The organism is Frankia nepalensis (assembly GCF_016786325.1).
In the GTDB taxonomy this organism is placed as follows: domain Bacteria; phylum Actinomycetota; class Actinomycetes; order Frankiales; family Frankiaceae; genus Pseudofrankia; species Pseudofrankia nepalensis.
Genome location: NZ_JADWYU010000125.1, coordinates 1 through 19,318, shown reverse-complemented (window position 1 = coordinate 19,318; position 19,318 = coordinate 1). Strand labels below are relative to the sequence as shown.

14 protein-coding genes are annotated in these 19,318 nt (G+C 75.6%); 10 read left to right on the top strand and 4 right to left on the bottom strand.

Going from position 1 to position 19,318, the window contains the following annotated elements:
- Positions 1-74: 74 nt before the first annotated feature.
- Genes I6A81_RS16525 through I6A81_RS16515 form a run of 3 tightly spaced genes read right to left on the bottom strand, consistent with a single transcriptional unit; the run spans position 75 to position 3,416 of the window.
- On the bottom strand, positions 75-1,013 hold the full coding sequence (locus I6A81_RS16525; protein WP_203004312.1) for an SIS domain-containing protein: 939 nt from the start codon (positions 1,011-1,013) through the stop codon (positions 75-77).
- A complete protein-coding gene (locus tag I6A81_RS16520) occupies positions 1,010-2,116 on the bottom strand; it encodes an aminoglycoside phosphotransferase (protein WP_203004313.1) in 1,107 nt (368 codons plus the stop codon). Before I6A81_RS16520 ends, I6A81_RS16525 begins: the two co-directional genes overlap by 4 nt.
- Complete coding sequence (locus I6A81_RS16515; protein WP_203004314.1) at positions 2,109-3,416, bottom strand: nucleotide disphospho-sugar-binding domain-containing protein; 1,308 nt, start codon at positions 3,414-3,416, stop codon at positions 2,109-2,111. Before I6A81_RS16515 ends, I6A81_RS16520 begins: the two co-directional genes overlap by 8 nt.
- 553 nt (positions 3,417-3,969) lie before the next feature.
- Here I6A81_RS16515 and I6A81_RS16510 point away from each other — a divergent pair.
- Entirely contained in the window at positions 3,970-5,184 is a 1,215-nt protein-coding gene (locus tag I6A81_RS16510) for an amidohydrolase family protein (RefSeq protein WP_203004315.1), read from the top strand.
- Between the two features lie 639 nt (positions 5,185-5,823).
- Here I6A81_RS16510 and I6A81_RS16505 read toward each other — a convergent pair.
- A complete protein-coding gene (locus tag I6A81_RS16505; protein ID WP_203004316.1) occupies positions 5,824-7,710 on the bottom strand; it encodes a hemerythrin domain-containing protein in 1,887 nt (628 codons plus the stop codon).
- Positions 7,711-7,959: 249 nt separating this feature from the next.
- Here I6A81_RS16505 and I6A81_RS16500 point away from each other — a divergent pair, with 249 nt between their 5' ends.
- The 9 genes from I6A81_RS16500 (at position 7,960) to I6A81_RS16460 (ending at position 19,114) form a co-directional block, all read left to right on the top strand.
- Complete coding sequence (locus tag I6A81_RS16500) at positions 7,960-12,000, top strand: AfsR/SARP family transcriptional regulator (RefSeq protein ID WP_203004317.1); 4,041 nt, start codon at positions 7,960-7,962, stop codon at positions 11,998-12,000.
- A 188-nt stretch (positions 12,001-12,188) separates the two neighbouring features.
- Complete coding sequence (locus I6A81_RS16495; protein ID WP_203004318.1) at positions 12,189-12,959, top strand: GntR family transcriptional regulator; 771 nt, start codon at positions 12,189-12,191, stop codon at positions 12,957-12,959.
- Positions 12,956-13,459: a hypothetical protein gene (locus tag I6A81_RS16490; RefSeq protein WP_203004319.1), complete on the top strand. Its 504-nt coding sequence runs from the start codon at positions 12,956-12,958 to the stop codon at positions 13,457-13,459. Before I6A81_RS16495 ends, I6A81_RS16490 begins: the two co-directional genes overlap by 4 nt.
- 2 nt (positions 13,460-13,461) lie before the next feature.
- On the top strand, positions 13,462-13,932 hold the full coding sequence (locus I6A81_RS16485; protein WP_203004320.1) for a phosphonate C-P lyase system protein PhnH: 471 nt from the start codon (positions 13,462-13,464) through the stop codon (positions 13,930-13,932).
- 87 nt (positions 13,933-14,019) lie between these two features.
- Positions 14,020-15,318, top strand: coding sequence for a carbon-phosphorus lyase complex subunit PhnI (locus I6A81_RS16480; RefSeq protein ID WP_203004321.1), 1,299 nt, complete (start codon positions 14,020-14,022; stop codon positions 15,316-15,318).
- 2 nt (positions 15,319-15,320) lie between these two features.
- The gene (locus I6A81_RS16475) at positions 15,321-16,199 is read left to right on the top strand and encodes an alpha-D-ribose 1-methylphosphonate 5-phosphate C-P-lyase PhnJ (protein WP_203004322.1); all 879 of its coding nucleotides are present in this window, start codon (positions 15,321-15,323) and stop codon (positions 16,197-16,199) included.
- Positions 16,196-17,077, top strand: a complete 882-nt coding sequence (locus I6A81_RS16470) for an ATP-binding cassette domain-containing protein (protein WP_203004323.1) — start codon at positions 16,196-16,198, stop codon at positions 17,075-17,077. The genes I6A81_RS16475 and I6A81_RS16470 overlap by 4 nt, the downstream gene beginning before the upstream one ends.
- Positions 17,078-17,081: 4 nt before the next feature.
- On the top strand, positions 17,082-17,822 hold the full coding sequence (locus tag I6A81_RS16465) for a phosphonate C-P lyase system protein PhnL (RefSeq protein ID WP_203004324.1): 741 nt from the start codon (positions 17,082-17,084) through the stop codon (positions 17,820-17,822).
- Positions 17,819-19,114 (top strand): alpha-D-ribose 1-methylphosphonate 5-triphosphate diphosphatase, encoded by a 1,296-nt coding sequence (locus tag I6A81_RS16460; protein WP_203004325.1) that lies wholly within the window; start codon positions 17,819-17,821, stop codon positions 19,112-19,114. Before I6A81_RS16465 ends, I6A81_RS16460 begins: the two co-directional genes overlap by 4 nt.
- The last annotated feature ends 204 nt before the right edge of the window (positions 19,115-19,318 follow it).

Sequence of the window (19,318 nt, the reverse complement as noted above, 5' to 3'; positions counted from 1 at the left end):
GCTCCGCGGCGACCGGCGGCGGTCGCCGGCCCGTGGTCGCCGGCCGGGTTGGTCGGCACGTGGACGCGCTGGCGTCAGCGGCGCCAGGCCTCGGCGGCGAGGAGCTCGGCCACCAGGGTCTCGGTGAGCAGGCGGACGTCATCATCCCCGTCGCCCGGGTAACGCAGGCAGTGGGCGGTGGCGAGGGTCTCGGCGCCCACCGCGACGACGGTGCTGCCGCGTTCGGTCGTCCAGCGGAGTAGTTCCGGCTCCCAACGGGAGCCGGCGAGCAGGAGCAGCCGGTAGTCGGTGGTTCTGGTCAGGTAGACGTCGACATGGCTCCAGTCGCCGGTCTCGCAGCCGACCGCGGCCAGGCGGGGCCCCTCGCGCAGCATGAGCGCCGACTGCAGAGCGGAGGAGAGCCGGCGGGCGGGCGCGGCGACGTGGGTGCCGTCGGGGCCGAGCAGCAGCTCGCCAATCCTCGGCAGCCAGGCGTCGCGGCGGGCGAGGAGATCCTCGGTCGCCTCGGCCGCCCGGGTGACGGCGGCGGGGTCGAGCCCACCCCCGGGCAGGCTCAGCAGGACGGCGAGGGTGTGCTGGAAGGAGCGGCAGGCGACGCCGCCGCGCTCGTCGCCGGCGAGCATCGGCACACGGGCGCCGCAGAGCGCCTCCAGCTCGGTGCCGTCCCGGTTGGTCAGCGCGACGAGGGCCAGATCCGGGTGCGCGGCCCGCAGCCGCCGGACCGCGTCGAGGGTCTCGACGGAGCCACCCGACGCGGAGACCGCGATCACCAGCGTGCCGGGGGCCAGACGGGGAAGCAGGTCGGTGCTGGCAAGCTCCGCGACGGCGGGGACGCCGGCGGCCCGCAGCCGGGCCGCCGCCACCCCGTTCGCGTAGTGCGACGAGCCCATGCCGAGCAGCAGGGTGGGCCGCTTGGTGTCGACCCCGGCCCAGCAGCCGGCGAGCTCGGGAGCGAGCTCGCGCAGCCGGGCGGGCTTCTCCTCGAGGTCCGCGAGGAACAGGTCGGCGTTCACGCGGGCGGCCCGAACCGGCGGCGCAGCGCCGCCTCCGGCACGTACCGCCAGCGCGGAAGGTGGGTCTCGGCGTAGGCGAGCTCGCGGAGCAGCTGCTGCGCCTCGTACGCCGCCAGCAGCGACTCGTCAAGCAGCTCGCCGCGGCCGGCTTCGGCGAGCCCGGCGCGGTAGGCGCCGAGGAACTCCGCCTGGCCGGCGGCGCTCCACGCGGCCGCGGCCTCGTCGGTCACCTCGGGGGCGTATCGACGCACCACGTGGCCGACGTTCTCCAGCGACATGAGCATCCCGGCGACGTCGAGCGCCGCCGGGTGCTGGGCCGCGCGCTGCTCGGGGGTCAGCGTCGGGTTGCCGTCGAAGTCGATGACGTACAGCGGGCCGGCCGGGGCGCGCAGCAGCTGGCCGACGTGGAAGTCGCCGTGCACGGCGATCAGCGGTGTCCCGGCCGCGTCGCCGAGCGGGAGCAGTAGCTCCGCCAGCCGGGGCCGACAGGCCTCCAGGAGCGGCGAGCTCAGCCGGGCCAGCAGGTCCCGGGCGGCGGCCAGCGAGGAGGCGGCATGGCTCGCCGGCGCCCGCTCGGCGGGCGAGTCGGCCAGAGCCAGGTGCATCGTCGCGGTGAGACGGCCCAGCTCGGCCGCGAAGGGGCGGCCCGGCCGGTCATCGACGCCGAGCGCCGCGCGGGCCTCGTCGACGCACCAGGCCCAGCCGTCCGCGGCGCCGGGCACGAGATCCGCGGCGGACGCGACCGGTACCCACTCGCCCGCGGGCGTGCGCCACTCGAGCAGGCCCCACAGCCGCGGCGTCCCGGCGAATCCGGCGGCGAGCAGCCGCCGCGGCCGGTCGGGATGCGGGCCGACCAGCGGCTCGGTGGCCCACTTGACCACCGCGGTCTCGCCGACCACCCAGGACTCGTTGGTCTGGTCGGCGGCGACCGCGCGCTCGGTCGGCTCGAACGGCCGCGTCACGCCCCGCGTCACCCGGAAGCCCTCGCCCACGCCGCTCCCGGCGGCCAGCAGCTCCAGCAGGGCGATCCCCGCGCCGGGGCCGGTCGGGCGCGCCCGCCAGGCGCCGTCGACGTGCTCGACGACGACGGGCAGGTCAGCCACGAGCCGCGACGTGCTCCAGCCCGACCCGTTCGATGAGGTCGGCGCCCCTGCGCAGGCCGTCCCGGCCACGGATCGCCGCGCCGACGGCGGCCAGCCGCCCGCGCAGCCCGGTGTCGGCGTGAAGCCGCTCGACCGCGTCGAGCAGCTCGCCATCGGCGAAGCCGTAGGTCGACAGCCGCAGGCCGTACCCGCGCTCGTGGACCCGCTGGGCGTTGTCGTACTGGTCCCAGAACAGCGGCAGCAGGATCATCGGCTTGCCGAAGTGCATGCACTCGGTGGTCGTGTTGTTGCCGCCATGGGTGATGACGAGGTCGACGAGCGGAATGATCGTGGTCTGGGGCAGCATCGCGGCGCCGACCATGTTCGGCGCGAGCCTGAGGTCGCCGGCGCGCGGGCCCATGCTGACGATCACCTTGTGGCGGGTGGTCCCCAGGATGTCGATGAGGCGCTGCATCAGGCCGACGTCGGCGCCGCCGAGCGAGCCCAGGGACAGGTAGATCAGCGCGGACCCGGCCTCCCGCGCGGCGAACCCGGCCGGCAGCTCGTACTGCTCGTCGGTCTCCCGGACGCTCGAGTCCAGCCGGTGCCAGGTCGCGTCGAGCGGGCGAACGTCGGTGTAGTCGAGTTCGGCCGGATAGACGTACAGATTGGCGTACGCCGAGGTGGCGATGAAGTCGCCGGGCGGCAGCGGCGCGGCGCCCTGGGCCTGGACCCACGCGTCGAAGTCGGCCCGCATGTGCTGGTGGGTCCGGTCGAACTCCGCCCAGTAGGCCGCCCACCCGGACCGGTCGCCCTCGGGGTAGCCCGAGAACAGCGGCGCGACCTCGGAGCCTCGGACCTCCAGCGGGTTGCAGGACACGATCCGCACGAACGCGCCCGCCGCCGTGGTCAGCGCCGGGAAGGCGACCACGTTGTCCTCGACCAGCACGTCCGGCTCGTGCTCCACGATGATCTCCCTGAGCTGGGCCTCGCAGTACTTCGCGCCGTCGATGAGGGCCTGGTACGTCGGCTGGACGAAGGTCTCCAACTGCTCGATCGTCGGCTTGCGGAACTCGGGCGCGGTCTCGTCGATGAAGTCGATCCAGAACTGGCCCGCCACCTCGTCGGCCGCGTCCGGGTCCGGCGGCGCGAGGTCGACCAGGGCCTCGACGAAGCCCAACGGCGCGAGCTTGCCCTCCCACGACCGCTCGGCGGCGAAGACGACCTTGTGTCCCCGGTCCAGCAGCACCTTGCCCAGCCCGACGCACTGGTTCGTCGGTCCGTAGGCCGACTCGGGCATGAACAGCACGGTGAGCGGCATCAAGGTCCTCGCTGCCCGGTCAGGGAACGGATGACGACGACGCTGTCGCGGAGCGCCCGGACTCTAACATCGGCAGGTTTCTGCCAGTTCCCCACCGACGGTCATGATTCGTCCGGTCGGCCGGTCAGTGCCCTGGCGGCGCGGCGACGCGCTGACCGGCCGGGACCGCCCCGCCCTCGGCGAGTTCGGTCCTGGCCGGCCGCCGCGCCACCCGCCCCTCGCCCCCCGGCCCCTCAGCCCTCTGCCCCTCGCCGCCGACCCGGCGACCCGCCGACCTCCCGACCCGCCGGCCCGCCGACCCGCCGGCCCGCCGACCCGCCGACCCGCCGACCCGCCGACCCGCCGGCCCGCCGGCCCGCCGACCGACAGGGTGACGGGAAGAACAACGTTGCAGGGGAAACGGCGAGCGAGCCCGCTGGCGAGGGCCGTTCGCCGGTATAGCCCATGCGCGCTAGCCGGCGGGCCGACGCGAGGGGCCACGTTTCTTGACAGCCAAGACTGAAATCACGTTCTATCTAGGAGCACGTACCGCCACCACGACCTGGAGGTGCCCGTGGCCGCCCGGTACACGATCATCTCGGCCGACACCCATGCCGGCGCGAACCATGAGACCTACCGCGAGTACCTCGACCCGGCGTTCCACGAGGACTTCGACGCCTGGCGCGGGAAGTACAAGAACCCGTGGAAGGACCTGCGCGACACCGACCTGCGGGTGCGCAACTGGGACGACGACCGGCGCGACCGCGACCAGCTCTCCCAGGGCGTCGTCGGCGAGGTGATCTTCCCGAACACCGTGCCGCCGTTCTACCCCGGCTTCGTGCTGTTCGCCGGCCCGCCGACGGCCGAGGAGTACCGCCACCGCCGCGCCGGCATCCAGGCGCACAACCGCTGGCTCGCCGACTTCTGCGCCCGCAAGTCGGCGCAGCGGGCCGGTGTCGGCCAGTTCTTCCTGAACGACGTCGACGACGCGATCGAGGACATCACCTGGATCAAGGAGCACGGCCTGCGCGGCGGCGTGCTGCTGCCGAACGTGGCGCCCGACGTGAAGTGGGTGAAGCCGCTCTACGACCCGGAGTACGACCGGATCTGGGCGACGATCCAGGACCTGGAGATCCCGCTCAACCTGCACGGCGGCACCGGCTCGCCCAACTACGGCCGCTACGCGGCGACACCCGCGCTCATGATCAGCGAGGTGGGCTTCTACGGCATGCGGCCGTTCGTCCACCTGCTGCTCTCCGGCGTGTTCGAGCGGTTCCCCCGGCTGAAGTTCGTCATCACCGAGTCGTCCGCCGCCGGCATCCCGCCGCTGCTCAAGCAGCTGGACGGCGTGCTCGAGAGCATCCGCGGCGGCGCGATCGGCGAGCTGAAGTACCGCGCGGAGGACTCGATCCCGCGCTCGGCGACCGAGTACTGGGAGCAGAACTGCTGGTCGGGCGCGAGCTTCCCCCGTCCCGCGGACATCGCCGCCCGCGACGTGATCGGCCACGACCGGTTCATGTGGGGCAGCGACTACCCGCACGACGAGGGCACCTCGCCGTTCACCCTGGAAGCCATCCGCCAGGTGCTGCACCACCTGCCGGAGGCCGAGGTGCGCGACATCCTGGCCGGCAACGCCGCGAAGCTCTATGACTTCGACCTGGACGCGCTCGCCCCGCTCGCCGCGCAGCACGGCCCGACGGTCGAGGAGGTCGCCCAGCCACTGGTCGCCCTCCCCGATGGCGCGAACAAGGCCCTCCGCGACGCCCAGGCCCAACTGGTAGCCGCCTGAGTCCTCGGGCCACCGCCCAGCCAGCGATCGGAAGCCCCGCCGCCAACCCCCGTGCGCGGCGGGGCTTCCGTCGTTCCAGCCAGACTCAGCCATTCCGCCCAGACTCAGCCGTTCCAGCCAGACTCAGGTTCCGCCCAGACCCAGCCGTTCCGCCCAGACCCAGCCGTTCCAGCCAGACCCAGCCGTTCCGCCCAGGCGCGGCGCGGGCACTGCCACCCGGGCGGCCCGTCGGCGATCCGCCAGCCACCCCAGACCGCGGCCCGGACCCGCGACATCGGGCTCTGGCTCAAATTCGGTGGTAACGCGGAGTCACCGCACACCGCAGCCCCGTGCGTGCCGCGTATGTCGGATATCGGCTCGTTTGGAGATGTCGCCGTGGCGGTCGAGGGACTCGGAAACGATCACCAGGCATCTGGTTCGGTCGTGTTCGCCGCCTGCCGCGTCGACTGCGCCTGCTAACAGACGGTCACCACCGAATTCGAGCCAGAGCCCGACATCGCACGGGCCCCCACCGCTCGCGTCCTGTCCGACATCGGAGGCATATCGCGAGTCCTGGCAGACGCCAGGGGCACGGAATGAGGTCCACCGTGCCCCTGGCGTCTGACAGGGCTGACCGTCACGTCGGACAGAGTGTGCTGGTCAGTGGGCCGTGAGGGTCAGGAAGGTTCTGCGGGCGGTCCGGCGGGCCAGCCTGGTGACCAGCGGGCGCGCCGGTGCTGGCAGCTGGGCCGTGAGCCGGGCGAGGCCCTCCGGGCCGGCGGCCCGCTCGATCATGCCCAGGGAGAGCAGCATCTGCCGGGGCGAGAGCCTCGCCGAGCCGCCCCGGCCGAGCTCCGACCATTCCCCCGCCGTAAGCAGCAGGGCCGCGAGTGGCACGACCTCGCGTTCCTCGTCGTCGAGGTGCTCCTCCACGGTGACGTCGAGATCCTCCAGCAGGCCGGCCAGCCGGTCGCGCGCCGCCACACCCGTGTCAGGGCGCCAGGCGGCGGCTACCCGCCGGACCTCGTCGGTGAGCCGCGCGACCTCCTCGTGCTGGCCCCGCGCCGCGGCGACCATCGTGGCGGCGGACGGCTCCCGCTCGGTGAGCCGGGGCCACAGCACCCGGTCCTCCCCGGTGTGGTGCTCGTGCAGCAGCGTGAGGAGCAGCTCGAGGTGGCCGACGACAGCGCCGGCCCGCCGGCCGTCACCGGGCCGGACGCCGCGGACGAGGTCGGGCAGCAGCCCGAGCTGGTGGCGGAACATCGCGTGCACGACGAACATGTCCGAGGTGTCGATCATCCCGTCGCCGGAGGGCACGACGCCAGCGGGGACCGCGCCGGCGGGGACGGGACTGATGGGCACGACGCCGGCGGGCATGACACCTGCGGGGACCGCGCCCGCGGACACGGCGCCGGCGGACGCGGTGCCGGAGGGCACGGCGCCGGCTGGGACAGCGCCGACGGGCGCGACACCAGCGGAGACGGCATCGGCCGGCGCGGAAGCCGGCGTCTCGGGGGTCGAGCCCGGGGCACGGGTGGCCGCGATCACGGTACCGGCGGCCGAGGAGCGCAGCGGCGCGCGGCGCGCCCAGAGCATCGCCGCGGCCACCGAGGTCACCGCGAGCAGCAGCCCGGTCTCCGTGCCGAACCAGCCGGTGGCGGACCGTTCCACGGTCGCCGGCGCCACCACCACGTAGAGGGTCGCGTTCACCGCGGCGTGGGTGACCACGACGGGCCACAGCCCGTACCGCAGCCGCTGCCAGGCCAGCGTCGAGCCCAGCGCGGTGAGCGCGACGGCGAACAGCGCCGCCGCCACGGGGGCGGGCACTCCGTCCGGCGTACCTCCCAGCGCGATGATGATCGGGAGGTGGAAGGCCGACCAGATCAGGCCGCCGAGCAGTACCACCCGGGCGGGCGAGTTGCTGGCGGCCAGGTGCGGCACCAGCACCCCGCGCCACCCGACCTCCTCCCCGATCGCGAGCGCGAGGTAGGGGAGGCAGCCGACGGTCAGGCCGAGCAGGATGGCCAGCGCCGCCCCGAGCGGGGTCGGCAGCCCGTCGAGGCCGAAACCGCTGGCGAGCTTCGCGCCGTCGAAGCCCCCGAGGCCGGTGGCCCACAGCAGGATCCCGGCCAGCAACGGGTAGGCGACGCCATACGCCCAGGCCAGGCCGAGGACCCGTGCCGAGGGGCGGCGCCAGCCCCAGCCCACGGCGCTGGAGCCGCCCGGCCGGCGTCGCGACGACAGGCGGCGCGTCGACAGGCGCGCGGCGGCCGCGCCCACCAGCGGCCAGGCCGCCTGGCCGTACATGGCCGCCTGCCCCAGCCCGGAGGCGTCGCCGATGTGACTGACGTCGACGGACTGGCCCAGCGCCACGCACGTGCTCGCGGCGGTGAGCCCGAACGTGGTGGCGAGGAAGACGACGAGCTCGCGCCGGGGCCGTCGCCCGGTCTCGGGCTGGTGGGGTTGCGCGGGACTGGCGGCCGGAGCCGGGCGGAGGTCACGGGCGGACGGGTTCGGGTACCTGGAGGCGATGTCCGTGTAGGTCATGGCTCGACCGTCGCCGTGGCGCCTGGTACGGCCCTGGTGACGTCCTGGTACGACCACCGGCCGGCCACCTGGTAGCCGCCTGGTGAGGCCTGACGGAAGCCTGTCGGCGGCGGCCGAACCGGGCGGCGGCCGAGCTTCGCCGGGACCGTCGGGCTTCCGGCCGCGGCCGCCCGGGCCCGTCGGCCGGTTGACAGCCACTCGCGCGGCGGCCGGCCTTGCGGCGGCCGGCCGCGTCGCTACCGTGGCGCCATGCGGTTCGAGGTGCTTGGCGCCGTCGCGGCGCGGGACCTCCAGGATCGTGAACTGGACCTCGGCACCGGCCGGGTGGCCACCCTGCTGGCGTTGCTGGTCGCGCAGCGGGCGGCGCCGCTGTCGCCGGGCCGCCTCGCCGACCAGCTCTGGTCCGGCCGGCCGCCCCCGACCGCCGCCACGACCTTGCAGGGTTGGATCTCCCGGCTACGCCGCCGCCTGGAACCCGGTGTCCCGGCGGCGCGGGCCGAGCTGCTGGTCACCCGGTCCGCCGGCTACCAGCTGGTCCTGGCCGACCCGGTGAGCCAGCTCGACGCCGAGGCGTTCCGCCGGGACGCGGCGACGCTCGACGGGCAGCTGCGCGCCGGCCGGCCGGAGCTCGCCGCCGCGGCCGGGCGGGCCGCGCTGGGCCGATGGCGCGGCGACGAGCCCTACGGCGGCCTCCTGGACGAGACGCTGCCCGAGGCGCCGAGCCGGCTGCGGGAGGAGCGGCGCCTCGTCACCGAGCGGTTCGCGCTCGCCCGGCTCGATCTCGGCGACCATCTCTCGCTGCTCGGCGAGCTGGCGGCCGCGGTGGCGGCCGAGCCGACCCGCGAGGGCCTGTGGGCGATGCGGGTGCTGGCGCTCTACCGGTCGGATCGGCAGGCGGACGCGCTCGCCGAGCTCGCGCGGGCGCGCGGCCTGCTGCGTGACGAGCTGGGTCTCGATCCGGGCGCGACGCTGCGGGCGGTCGAGACCGCGGTCCGCCGCGCGGATCCGGCCGCCGCGTGCCCGGGCTGGTGGCCCGGCCGGCCGCCAACCGTCGCGGCCGGCGGGCCCCCCACCGGCACCGCCACCGGCACCGCCACCGGCACCGGCACCGGCACCGGCACCGGCACGACAGTCGACACCGTGGCGACCGTCGACACCGTGGCGACCGTCGGCACGGCCACTGACCCGCCCAGGACGACCAACACCACCAGGGCGCCTGCCACAACGAGGACGACGGACACGGTCGACGCGACTGGCCCAGCCAGGACGGCTGACGCAGCTGAGACGGCTGACACGACCGTCGTCACGGCGGCGGTCGTCACGGCGGCGGGCCTGCCGGAGAGTGCCTCCCCGGCGGGCGAGGCGTCTTCGCCCCGCCCGGCACCCGCGCCGCTGGCGGGTGCGGTGATGGCGGGTCCGGCGACCGGCCCGGCCGCGTCGCCGTCGTCCTTGGCGCCGCCGTTCGTCGGGCGGGCGGCCGAGCTGGAGCGGATGTTCGCCGTCCTCGCCTCGGTGGCGGCCGGGACCCGCTCCCTGGTCGTGTCCGGGCCGGCCGGCGCCGGCAAGACCCGGCTGCTGGCGGAGGTCCTGGCGCCAGCGCTGGGCGCCACGGGGCCGTTCGGACTGGCGAGGCCGCGCTGGGTCCGCTGCCACCCCGGCGACGACGCCCCGCCGTACGACCTGTGGCGGCGGCTGTTCCCGGAGCTGGCGGCGCCGCCGGACGCGTCCGCGCGGTCCTGGGCGTTCGCGGTCGCCGCGGCGGCCGGCGCCGGTGACGACGCCCGCGCCGCCGACCACCCCGGCGTCCGAGGCCCCGGCCCCGGCTCAGGCCCGGGCTCGGGTTCGGGCTCGGGCTCGGGCTCGGGCTCGGGCTCGGGCTCGGGCTCGACGGTGATCGTCGTGGACGACCTGCAGTGGGCCGACCCGGCCTCCCTGCGGGTGCTGGCCATCGTGGTCCGCGAGCTCGCCGGGAGCCGGGTGCTGTTCGCCGCCACGGTGCGCGACGACCACCTGGGCGGCGCCGCCGGGCCGGGCGGTGACGGTGAGGACCCCGTCGGCGCCGCGCTGGGCGCGCTCGGGCGGCTGCCCGGCGACCACCTGCGCGTCGAGCCGCTCGCCCCGGCCGCGGTGGCCGAGTACGTGGCCGCGACGGTGCCGCTCGCGGCGCGGGACGACCCTGACGCGCTGGCGGCGCTGGTGGCCGAGCGCAGCGGCGGCAACGCGTTCTTCATGACCGAGCTCACCCGGCTCGTCGCCGCCGGCCGGCCGGCGGCGGATCTGCCGGAGCGGGTGATCGACGTGGTCAGCTCCCGGGTCGCCGAGCTGGGCGAGCCCGCGCGCGGGCTGCTGCGCGTCGCGGCCGTGCTCGGCGACGACGTCGCGGTGGACGTCGTCGTGGGCGTCGCGGTGGACGTCGTCGTGGGCGTCGCGATGGGCGTGGCGGCGGACGTCGCGGCGGGCGGCACGGTAGGCGTCGCGGCGGATGCCTCGGCGGGTGCCGCGCTGAACGTCGCGGTGGATGCCGCCGGGCGGGTCGCCGCGGCCGCCCGCGCGGGCGGGCTCGACGAGACCATCGACGAGGCCCTCGACGTCGCGGTGCGCGCGGGGCTCATCGTCGACGAACCGGGCGTGGTGCGGTTCGCGCACGCTCTGGTGCGGGAGGGGCTGGTGGCCCGCACTCCCCGGCGGGTCCGGGCCGGCTGGCATCGGCGCTGCGCCGACGTCCTGCGCTCCCGCGGCGCGGGGGTGGAGGCCGTGGCCGACCATCTGCTGCGCGGCGAGGATCCGCGTGCCGCGCCGGCCGCGCTCGCGGCCGCCTCCGCCGCGCTCGCCGTCGCGGACTTCGACGGCGCGGTCGGCTGGGCGCGCCGCGGGCTCGAAAGCACGGCGGCGACGGACGCGCCGCTGCGTGTCCGGCTCGGCCTGGCGGCCGGCCGGGCGCTGCGCCGCGCCGGGCGGCTCGCCGAGGCCGACGCCGCGCTGGCCGGCGCCCAGGACGACGCGCTGCTCGCCGGCGAGGCGGACCTCGCCGGCCTGGCCGCGTTGGAACGATCGGGTGGGCCGGTCACCGGCTACTGGTCGATGGCCGGGGAGACGTCCGGCGACCTGCGCGCGCTGCTCACCGCGGCGCGCGAGCTGCCAGGACTGTCGACCGCCGTCGCCGGCGCGCTGGACGCGGCGTGCGCGGCGCGGTTCGCGCTGGCGGGGGACGTGGAGCGCGCGGAACACCATCTGGCGGCAGCGCGGGCCGCCCTCGAGGCAACGGCCGGACGATCCCAGGCCATACCCGCCGGACATCCCCAGGCCACACCCGCCGGACAGCCCCAGACCACGGCCACCGGCCCGTCCTCCCCTCCCGGCCCGTGGCCGAAGGCCGGCACGGATCTCGCGGAGGTCCGTGACCTGGAGCGGATGGTGTTGCTCGCGAGGTTCCTGACCTGGTGGCGGCCGGACCTGGCGGCCCAGCGGCTGGCCCTGCTCGACCGCCTCGGCGAGCTGGGCGGTGACGACATTGGTGCCCGGCTCACGGTCACGCACCTGCGGGCGCTGACCCTCCTGGAGCTCGGCGAGCTCGAGCGGGCCGACGGTCAGGCACAACTGCTCGCCGCCACCGCGCGCCGCCTCCGCTACGACGACTTCACGTTGGTCGCCGCCTGGTGGCGGGCGATGCGTGACCTGATGGCCGGCAGGCTCGACGAGGCCCTCGCGGCCGCCGAGTCGGTGTTCTCGCCGCTGCTCGTGGCCTCCCCGGAGGCGGCGGTGGTGGCCAGGACCTCGGTCGAGGCGATCGGCGGGATGGTGGCCTGGGAGGGCGGCGCGCTGGCCGAGGCGCTGCCCGGGCCCGAGGAGGCGCCGCCCACCGACCACGCCGGCTGGCTGGTCGTCCGTGCCCTCGGGCTGGCGCAGGCCGGCCGCGTCGACGAGTCGCTCGCCGTCCTCGCGCCCGTCCTGCGCCCTGGCCTGCCCGCGGTCGGCTCCGGCCCGATGGCCACGAGCTCGCTGATCCTGCTGACGGAGTGGTGCTGGCACGCGCGGTCGAGCGCCAGCGCCCGCGGATGGGCCCGGCCACTGCTCGACCGGGTCGAGGCGTGGGCCGACGCCGTCGTCGTGTTCGCGCCTGGCGGCGTCTGCATGGGCTCCGGTCACCTCTACGTCGGCACGCTCGCGGCCGTCCTCGGCGACGCCGAGCGGGCCCGGCGCGAGCTCGACGCCGCGGCCGCCGTCGACGAGCGCCTCGGCATGCCCCGGTTCGCGGCCCGCGCCCGCGAACGCGCGGAAGCGGTCGGGTAGCACGGCCGAGTCGCCGCCTGGCGATGTGCCAGGCAGCCCAGCCAGACAGCCGGCTCGAATCTCCTGTTCATCAATGCTTCATGTCGGGTCAGTTGTCTAATCAACCCAGAAGTTGTCTAGTCAAGTCGGCTACGAAAGCCCGTTGGAGGCGCACGCCGCCGGAAACGGCCGGCCGAAGGGGCGGATGGATGAGCACGCAGCGGGGCACGCCGCTGTGGCTGGCGCTGAGCGACCGGGTGGCCGAGGAGCTCAGCCAGCTACGGGCGGGCGCGCCGGCGCCGTCGGAGCACGAGCTGGCGGCACGGTTCGACGTGAATCGGCTGACCGCTCGCGCGGCGTTGCAGGAGTTGGAGCGGCGCGGCCAGGTGCGCCGCCGCCAGGGCAGGGGCACCGTCGTCGCCCGCAAGCTGGAGTACCGCGTCGGCCCGGACTGGGTCCCGTCGTGGACGCGCACGGTCGCCGCCGCCGGGGCCGAGGCGCGTACGGTCACCGAGGACGTGGTGACCCGACGCGCGCGCGACGACGAGCGCGTCGAGCTGGGCCTCGGCGAGCACGGCCGGGTGGTGCAGCTCGACCGGCTGCGGCTGTGCGACGGCGAGAAGGCCGGCTACCAGACCAGCGTGCTCCCGGCCGCGCGGATGCCCGGCGTGCGGGACGCGCTGCGCGCCGACGGCTCCCTCTACGAGGTCCTCGCCGAGCACTACGGCTTCGCGCCCGGGCGGGCGTGGATCCGGGTCGAGCACGTCACCGCCCCCGACTGGGTCGCGCGGCGCCTGGACCTGCGGGGCCGCCCGTCGATCGTCCTCATGCGGGGCCGGCTGGACTGCCAGCGCTCCGGCGTGCCGCTGGAGCTGACGTTCGCCTGGCTGCGGGCGGACATGTTCGACGTCGTCGTCGAGCTGGGCGAATGGAAGCGGCTGCCGACCCCCGTCCCGGTCCGCCGGGTGGAGGCGTCATGAGCGGGCAGGGCTCGCGCGGCCGTGACCCGGCGAACGGGCTTCCCCACCCGGCCGCCCGCCGGACGGCCCCGGAGGCGGCGAACGGAACCGGGAGCGGGCCGGCGCTCGGCCCGGAACGGCGGGCCGAGGGCCTGGCGGCCGCCGCCCGCGTGGACCGGGCAGGGCTGCTGGCGCTGGCCGAGCCGATCGCGGCCCGGGCCGACGTCACGGTCGACGCGCCGCCCGAGCCGCGGACGGTGATGGCGGTGCTGGACAGCCCGGTCGGGCCGCGTTGCCTGACCGAGGTCGTGGTCACGACGACGACCGTCACCGTGGCCGGCTTTCCGGGTTGGGGCTGCGTGCTGGGTTGGGACGCCGAGGCAGCGCTCGCGGCGGCGCTCGCGGACGCCGCCGACCCGGCCGGCGCCGACCGGCTCGCCGCCGCCGCGCTGCGGGCCGAGGAGCGGGAGCGGGCCGACCGCGCGGCGCGGGCACGCGCCACCCGGATGGAGGTCGCCTGAGCATGTCGAGAACCGAGATCGCGCTGCATGACGCGTTCCGGGCCACGTTGACGGCGCTGTCCCGGCCCGGGCTCGCCCTGGCGGTCCCGGGCGCGGCGGACGCGGCCGCCGCCGCGCGGCTGGTGGTGGACGCCGTCTGGGAGCCCGACGCGCCGCCGGTCGTCATCACCGGAGCGCCCGGGCCGGGCGCGCTCGCGGCCCTGCCGGTCGGCACCGAGGAGGAGCCGGAGCTGGGCGCGACCGTGCTCGTGGTCGTCGGCGCGGGCACCGCGACCACCCGCGCCCGGCTGGCCGGCCCCGGCGTCGACGGGGAGCTCGTCACCGACCTGCCGCTGGCCGCGGGCACGCTCGCCGAGCGGGCGGCCGCCTGCGCCGACTGGCCGCGCGGGATCGACCTCCTGCTGGTCGGCCCCGGCCCGCGGATCGTCGGCCTGCCGCGAACCACCCGGGTCAGCGTCCTGGCGGCGGGCTGAGCCTTTTCCATCGACCGCTCGGCTTCCCTCGACGCCCGGCAGGAACCGATCCCTTCAAGATCAAAATGAGATGGAAAAGGTTCACCGATGTACACGACGGTGCGGGAGAGCCAGGGCGCCATCGACGCCTCGGCGCGGCTGGCGCGGGAGCAGCGGGAACGGGCGCGCCTGGCGGGCGACGGCGACCGGGCCGCCGCGGTGGGCGCGCTGGTGCCGCTGCTGGTCGACCAGGTGATGGCCGAGGCCGGGGTGGTTGAGCCGGCGGTCGCGGCGAAGGCAGTGGAACAGGCGCGCGGGGACGTCAGCCGCGCGGTGTCGCTGCTGCGGTCCTGGGTGTCCTGCCTGCCCCGGGAAGGCACCGCCACCGCCGGCTGGGACGAGATCGAGGTGGAACGCCGGATCACGCCCGCGTTCTCCGAGCCGGCCGGCGGCCAGTTCCTCGGCGCGTCGCTGGACTACGCCCCCCGGCTGCTCGACCTGGGCGAGCCCGCCCGCGCGGACGGACCGGCGGACGACCAGACGGGAAGCCCGGCGGACGGCGCTGACGGGCCCGATGGCGAGGGGCTCGGCAGGGAAGGGCTCGGCGGCATGGAGCCCGGAGGCGAGGAGTCCGGAGGCGGGGCCGCCGCGGCGAACGGGGACCCGCTGGCGCTGCCGCGCGCCACGAGCCGGCTGGAGGAGCGGGACCTGATCGCCGCCGCCGAGCCGACCGAGCCGGTGGACGTGACCCGCCGCTCGTCGGCGGCCGGCGCCGGGCGGGGCGCGTTCGCCCAGTTCCTCTCCCGGGCCGAGACCGGGGCGCTGACCGCGCTGGCCTACACCGCGGTGCGCGAGGGCCCCAAGCAGGCCGATCCGACCGTGGTCGAGCTGCGCGCCGGCCTGCTGCCGGTGACGGTGGCCCATCCGCGCACCGGCGGCCCGGTGCTGGTCGGGTCGGTCCCGGTCACCACCTGCGAGCTCGTGCTCTACCACGTGCAGGTCGACTCGACCGGAGAGCACACCGACTCCCGGTTCACCCTCGGCTACGGGGCGACGGCCGGCCGGGTCGAGCGGCGGGCGATCAGTGCCGCGATGCTCGACGCCCGCGTGACCCGCGCGGCGGCGAGCGAGCCGGGGACGGCTCGGCCGCCGTCGGATGACGCCGAATGGCTGATCACCGCGCTGGACGGCCAGGAGGCGACCGGCTTCGTCGAGCACCTCAAGCTCGCGCATCACGTCAGCTTCGCGTCCGACCTCGACCGGGTCCGCGCGGTCGGCGCGGTCGGCACCCGCGCCGACGGCGGATCCGACGCCGCCGGGAACGCGCCGAGCGGCCCACCGGCCGACCCACTGACCGACGAGCCGGCCGACGCGTCGACCGACCAGCCGACGCCGAGGGGTGAATAGCCGTGTCCGCCCTTTCCGACCTGCTGCGCCGTGCCGAGCCCACCCACATCTCCGGGTATCTGTGGGCCTACCTCGACGCGGCGACGAAGCGGGAGATCCGGCGCGCCCTGCTGAAGGCGGTCTGCGTTCCCGGGCACATCACCCCGTTCGCCTCCCGGGAGATGCCGGTCGCGCGCGGCTGGGGCTCGGGTGGCCTGCAGATCACCCTGGCCACCGTCGTCGCGGACGACGTCGTGAAGGTGATCGACCAGGGTGACGACGACAGCCTGAACGCCCGCACGATGCGCGCCCTGATCGCCGACTGCTCCGGGGTGGCGACGACGACCGACGCCCGCGCCGCGACGTTGATCCAGACCCGGCACCGGATCCCGGAGGACGACCTCGGCGACCAGGTGGTGCTGGTGTTCCAGGTGCCGATCTCCGACCCGCTGCGCGAGTTCGAGCAGCGGCCGATGGCGGCGCGCCGGATGCATGCCGAGCGCGACTACGCCGCGATCTGGCTCGGGCTGTATGAGGACCATTCCAGGCTCAACCGGTCTCGCTTCGCGCATTCGTACCCGTGCGAGGTCGAGGGCGGCTACATCGTCTCGTCCACTCCGATTCCACGTTTCGACGTTCCACGCCTGCACCAGGCGCCGTTCCTGTCGTTGTTCGGCGCCGGCCGCGAGGCCGCCGTGTACGCGATCCCCCCGTACACGGACGTCGTCCCGATCACCTTTACCGACCGCCCCTTCGAGACCGAGGCATTCGACGGCCCGTGCGCGAGCTGCGGCTCGACCGGCAGCTACCTGACCGAGGCGGTCGTGGACGGCCACCCCGCGCTGGTGTGCTCGGACACCGACCGCTGCCGGCGCCGCCAGGCCGAGGAGGCCGCTCGATGAGCCCCTTCCCGCTCGCGCCCGATCAGCCAAGGGCAGCGCGGGTCGGCGAGACCGCGGGCAAAGCCCCCGTGAGCACCCCGACCGCCACCGCGGCTCCCTCGCTCCCGGGCGCCCCGTCGGCGGACGCCCCCACGCTCGAGGTCCGGGACCTGACCGTGCGCTACGGCGGCACGCTCGGCTGCGCGGACGTCGGCTTCGACCTGCTGCCCGGCGAGGTGCTGGGCATCGTCGGCGAGTCCGGCTCCGGGAAGTCCACGGTCCTCGGCTGCTGCGCGCTGGACCTGTCCCCCACGTCCGGCGTGGTGCGGCTGTCCGGCCAGGACACGGCGGTGATCACCGGCGCGCGCCGGCGCCGGCTGCGCTACGCCGGCATCGGCATCGTGCGACAGGCCAGCCACGAGGAGCTGCGGCTCGCCGTCAGCGCGGGCGGCAACATCGCCGAACGGCTGCTGGCCACCGGCCAGCGAAGCTTCGACGAGATCCGGGACCGCGTCGCGGAGGTCTACCGCGAGGTCGAGCTGCCGGCCGGGCGGATGGACGCCGCCGTCGCCACCTTCTCCGGCGGCATGCGGCAGCGGGTGCAGATCGCCCGCGCCCTGGTCAACGAGCCGGCCGTGCTGCTGCTGGACGAGCCGACCACCGGTCTGGACGTCAGCGTGCAGGCGCGCATCCTCGACCTGATCCGGCGGCTCCAGCGCCAGACCGGGGTCGCGATGGTCATCGTCAGCCATGACCTCGCGGTGATCCGGATGCTCGCCGACCGGTTGCTGGTGATGCGCGCGGGCCGGGTCGTCGAGTCCGGAGTCACCGACCGGGTCCTGTCCGACCCCCGCCACCCCTACACCCAGCTTCTCGTCTCCTCCCAGCTGGAGTCGTAGAACCATGTCCTCACCCGCCCAGCCGTCACCCATGCCGTCGCCCCGCGCCCCGTCACCCACACTGCCGTCACCCACACTGCGGATCCGCGGCCTCACCAAACGCTTCACCAACCACCTACGCGGCGGCGTGACCCGCGCGGTGCTGCGCGGCGTCGACCTGGACGTCGAGCCCGGCCAGTGCGTCGCGCTGACCGGGGCCAGCGGCTCGGGGAAGTCGTCGCTGCTGCGCTGCGTCTACGGCACCTACACCGCCGACGCCGGCTCGATCCACCTGCGCACCGCCGCCGGGACGGTCGACCTGGCCACCGCGCCGGACCGGGAGCTGATCCGGGTCCGCCGCGACCACCTCGGCATGGTCACCCAGTTCCTGTCCGTACCCCCGCGGGTCTCGGCGCGTGACCTGGTCGCCGAGCGGGGCCTCGGCCCTGAGGCCGCCGCCGAGTTGCTGGCGCGGCTCGGTCTTGACCCGGCACTGCACGGGCTCGCGCCGGCGACGTTCTCCGGCGGCGAGCGCCAGCTGGTCAACATCGCGATCGCGCTGGCCCGGCCGCGGCCGGTCCTGCTGCTGGACGAGATCACCGCCTCACTCGACCGCCACCGCCGCGCCACCGTGCTGCGCGCGCTGGCCGAACGCAAGGCCGACGGCACCGCGCTGTTGGCGATCTTCCACGAGATGCCCGACCAGCCCGGTCTCATCGACAGGATCTGTCGACTGGATGACGGGCGCGTCCTGGAGGCAGCATGAACATGACCGGCCCGAGCATCCCGGAGACGCCCAGCCCGGAGACGCCCAGCTCAGGGACGCCCAGCGCGGGCAGCCCCCGGCCAGCGGCGGCGAGCCAGGAGACAGCCGGCCCGGAGACAGCCAGCGCGGCGGCGGCCGTCGGGAGCGGGCGCGGCGGCGTCACGCTGCGCGCGGACCGCGTGTTCACCGGCGAGGGCCTCCTGGCACCCGGCCACGTCACCATCGACGGCGAGCGGATCGTCGCCGTCGGCGCCGAGCCGCCGGCGGGCGCGCGAGTCGTCGACCTGGGCGGGCACGACCTGCTGCCTGGACTGGTCGACCTGCACTCGGACTGCTGGCACCACCGTGCCCGCCCGCGCCCGTCCACTCACTTCGCCCTGGACGAGACGCTGGTGATGCTGGACACCGAGGTCGTCTCCTGGGGAATCACCACCCACTACGTGTGCGTCGCGCTCCAGGAGGACGCGTCCAAGTCCCGCACCCCGGCCCAGGCCGCGGAGTCGGTCGCCGTCGTCGAGAAGGTGCGCGGCCAGCTGCGCGCCGACCACCGGATCCACCTGCGGGTCGAGGCCACCAGCGAACGCCTCGACCTCGCGGCCGACCTGGCCGCCTCCCCGGCGGTGTCGCTGCTGTCCTACATGGACCACACCCCGGGCCAGGGCCAGTACAAGCGGGAGCAGGAGTGGCGGACCTACCTCGCCAGGATCGGCGAGACCGATCTGGACGGGATGCTCGCCCGCCGCCTCGCCCGCCAGCCGCACACCGACGCGACCCGCGCCGAACTCGCCCGCCTCGCCCGCCGGCACCAGATCGCGCTGGCCTCGCACGACGACGACACGGCGGCCCGCGTGGAGCAGGCCGAGGGCCTCGGGGCGACGATCTCCGAGTTCCCGGTCAGCGCCGGGGCTGCCGCGGCCGCCACCGAGCGCGGCCTGCTGACCGTGATGGGGGCGCCGAACGCGCTGCGCGGCACGAGCCACCTGGCCGGCAACCTGTCGGCCCGCGAGGCGCTGGCCACCGGCCACCTGGGCGCCCTGGCCTCGGACTACCACCCGCCGTGCCTGCTCGGCGCGATCTACGCGCTGCCCGCGGCCGGCCTGTGTGACCTGCCCACCGCCGTCGCGCTGGCCACCAGCAACCCGGCCCGCGCGGTCGGCCTCGCCGACCGGGGCCGCCTCGCGCCTGGCGCCCGCGCCGACCTGGTCGCGGTCGCCCACCGCGCCGGCCGCCCCGTCGTTGCCCAGACCTGGATAGCCGGCACCCCCGTCTTCGGCCCCTGGAGCCAGAGCTGAGCACACCGCGCCGTCGACAACGGCCGAGACCGCCATGACGACGAGCCAGCCTTGTTGGTCACGCCGGGGCATGGCCCGTGCGGCATCCGGCCATGATCCCAGAGGCTACGGTGCCAGCCACGGCCCATTTCGGCACCACAGTCAGTCGGGCCCTTGGGGACGTCGCGATGACGTGAAAGGGTGGGTGTGGCTGCCCGTCGACGT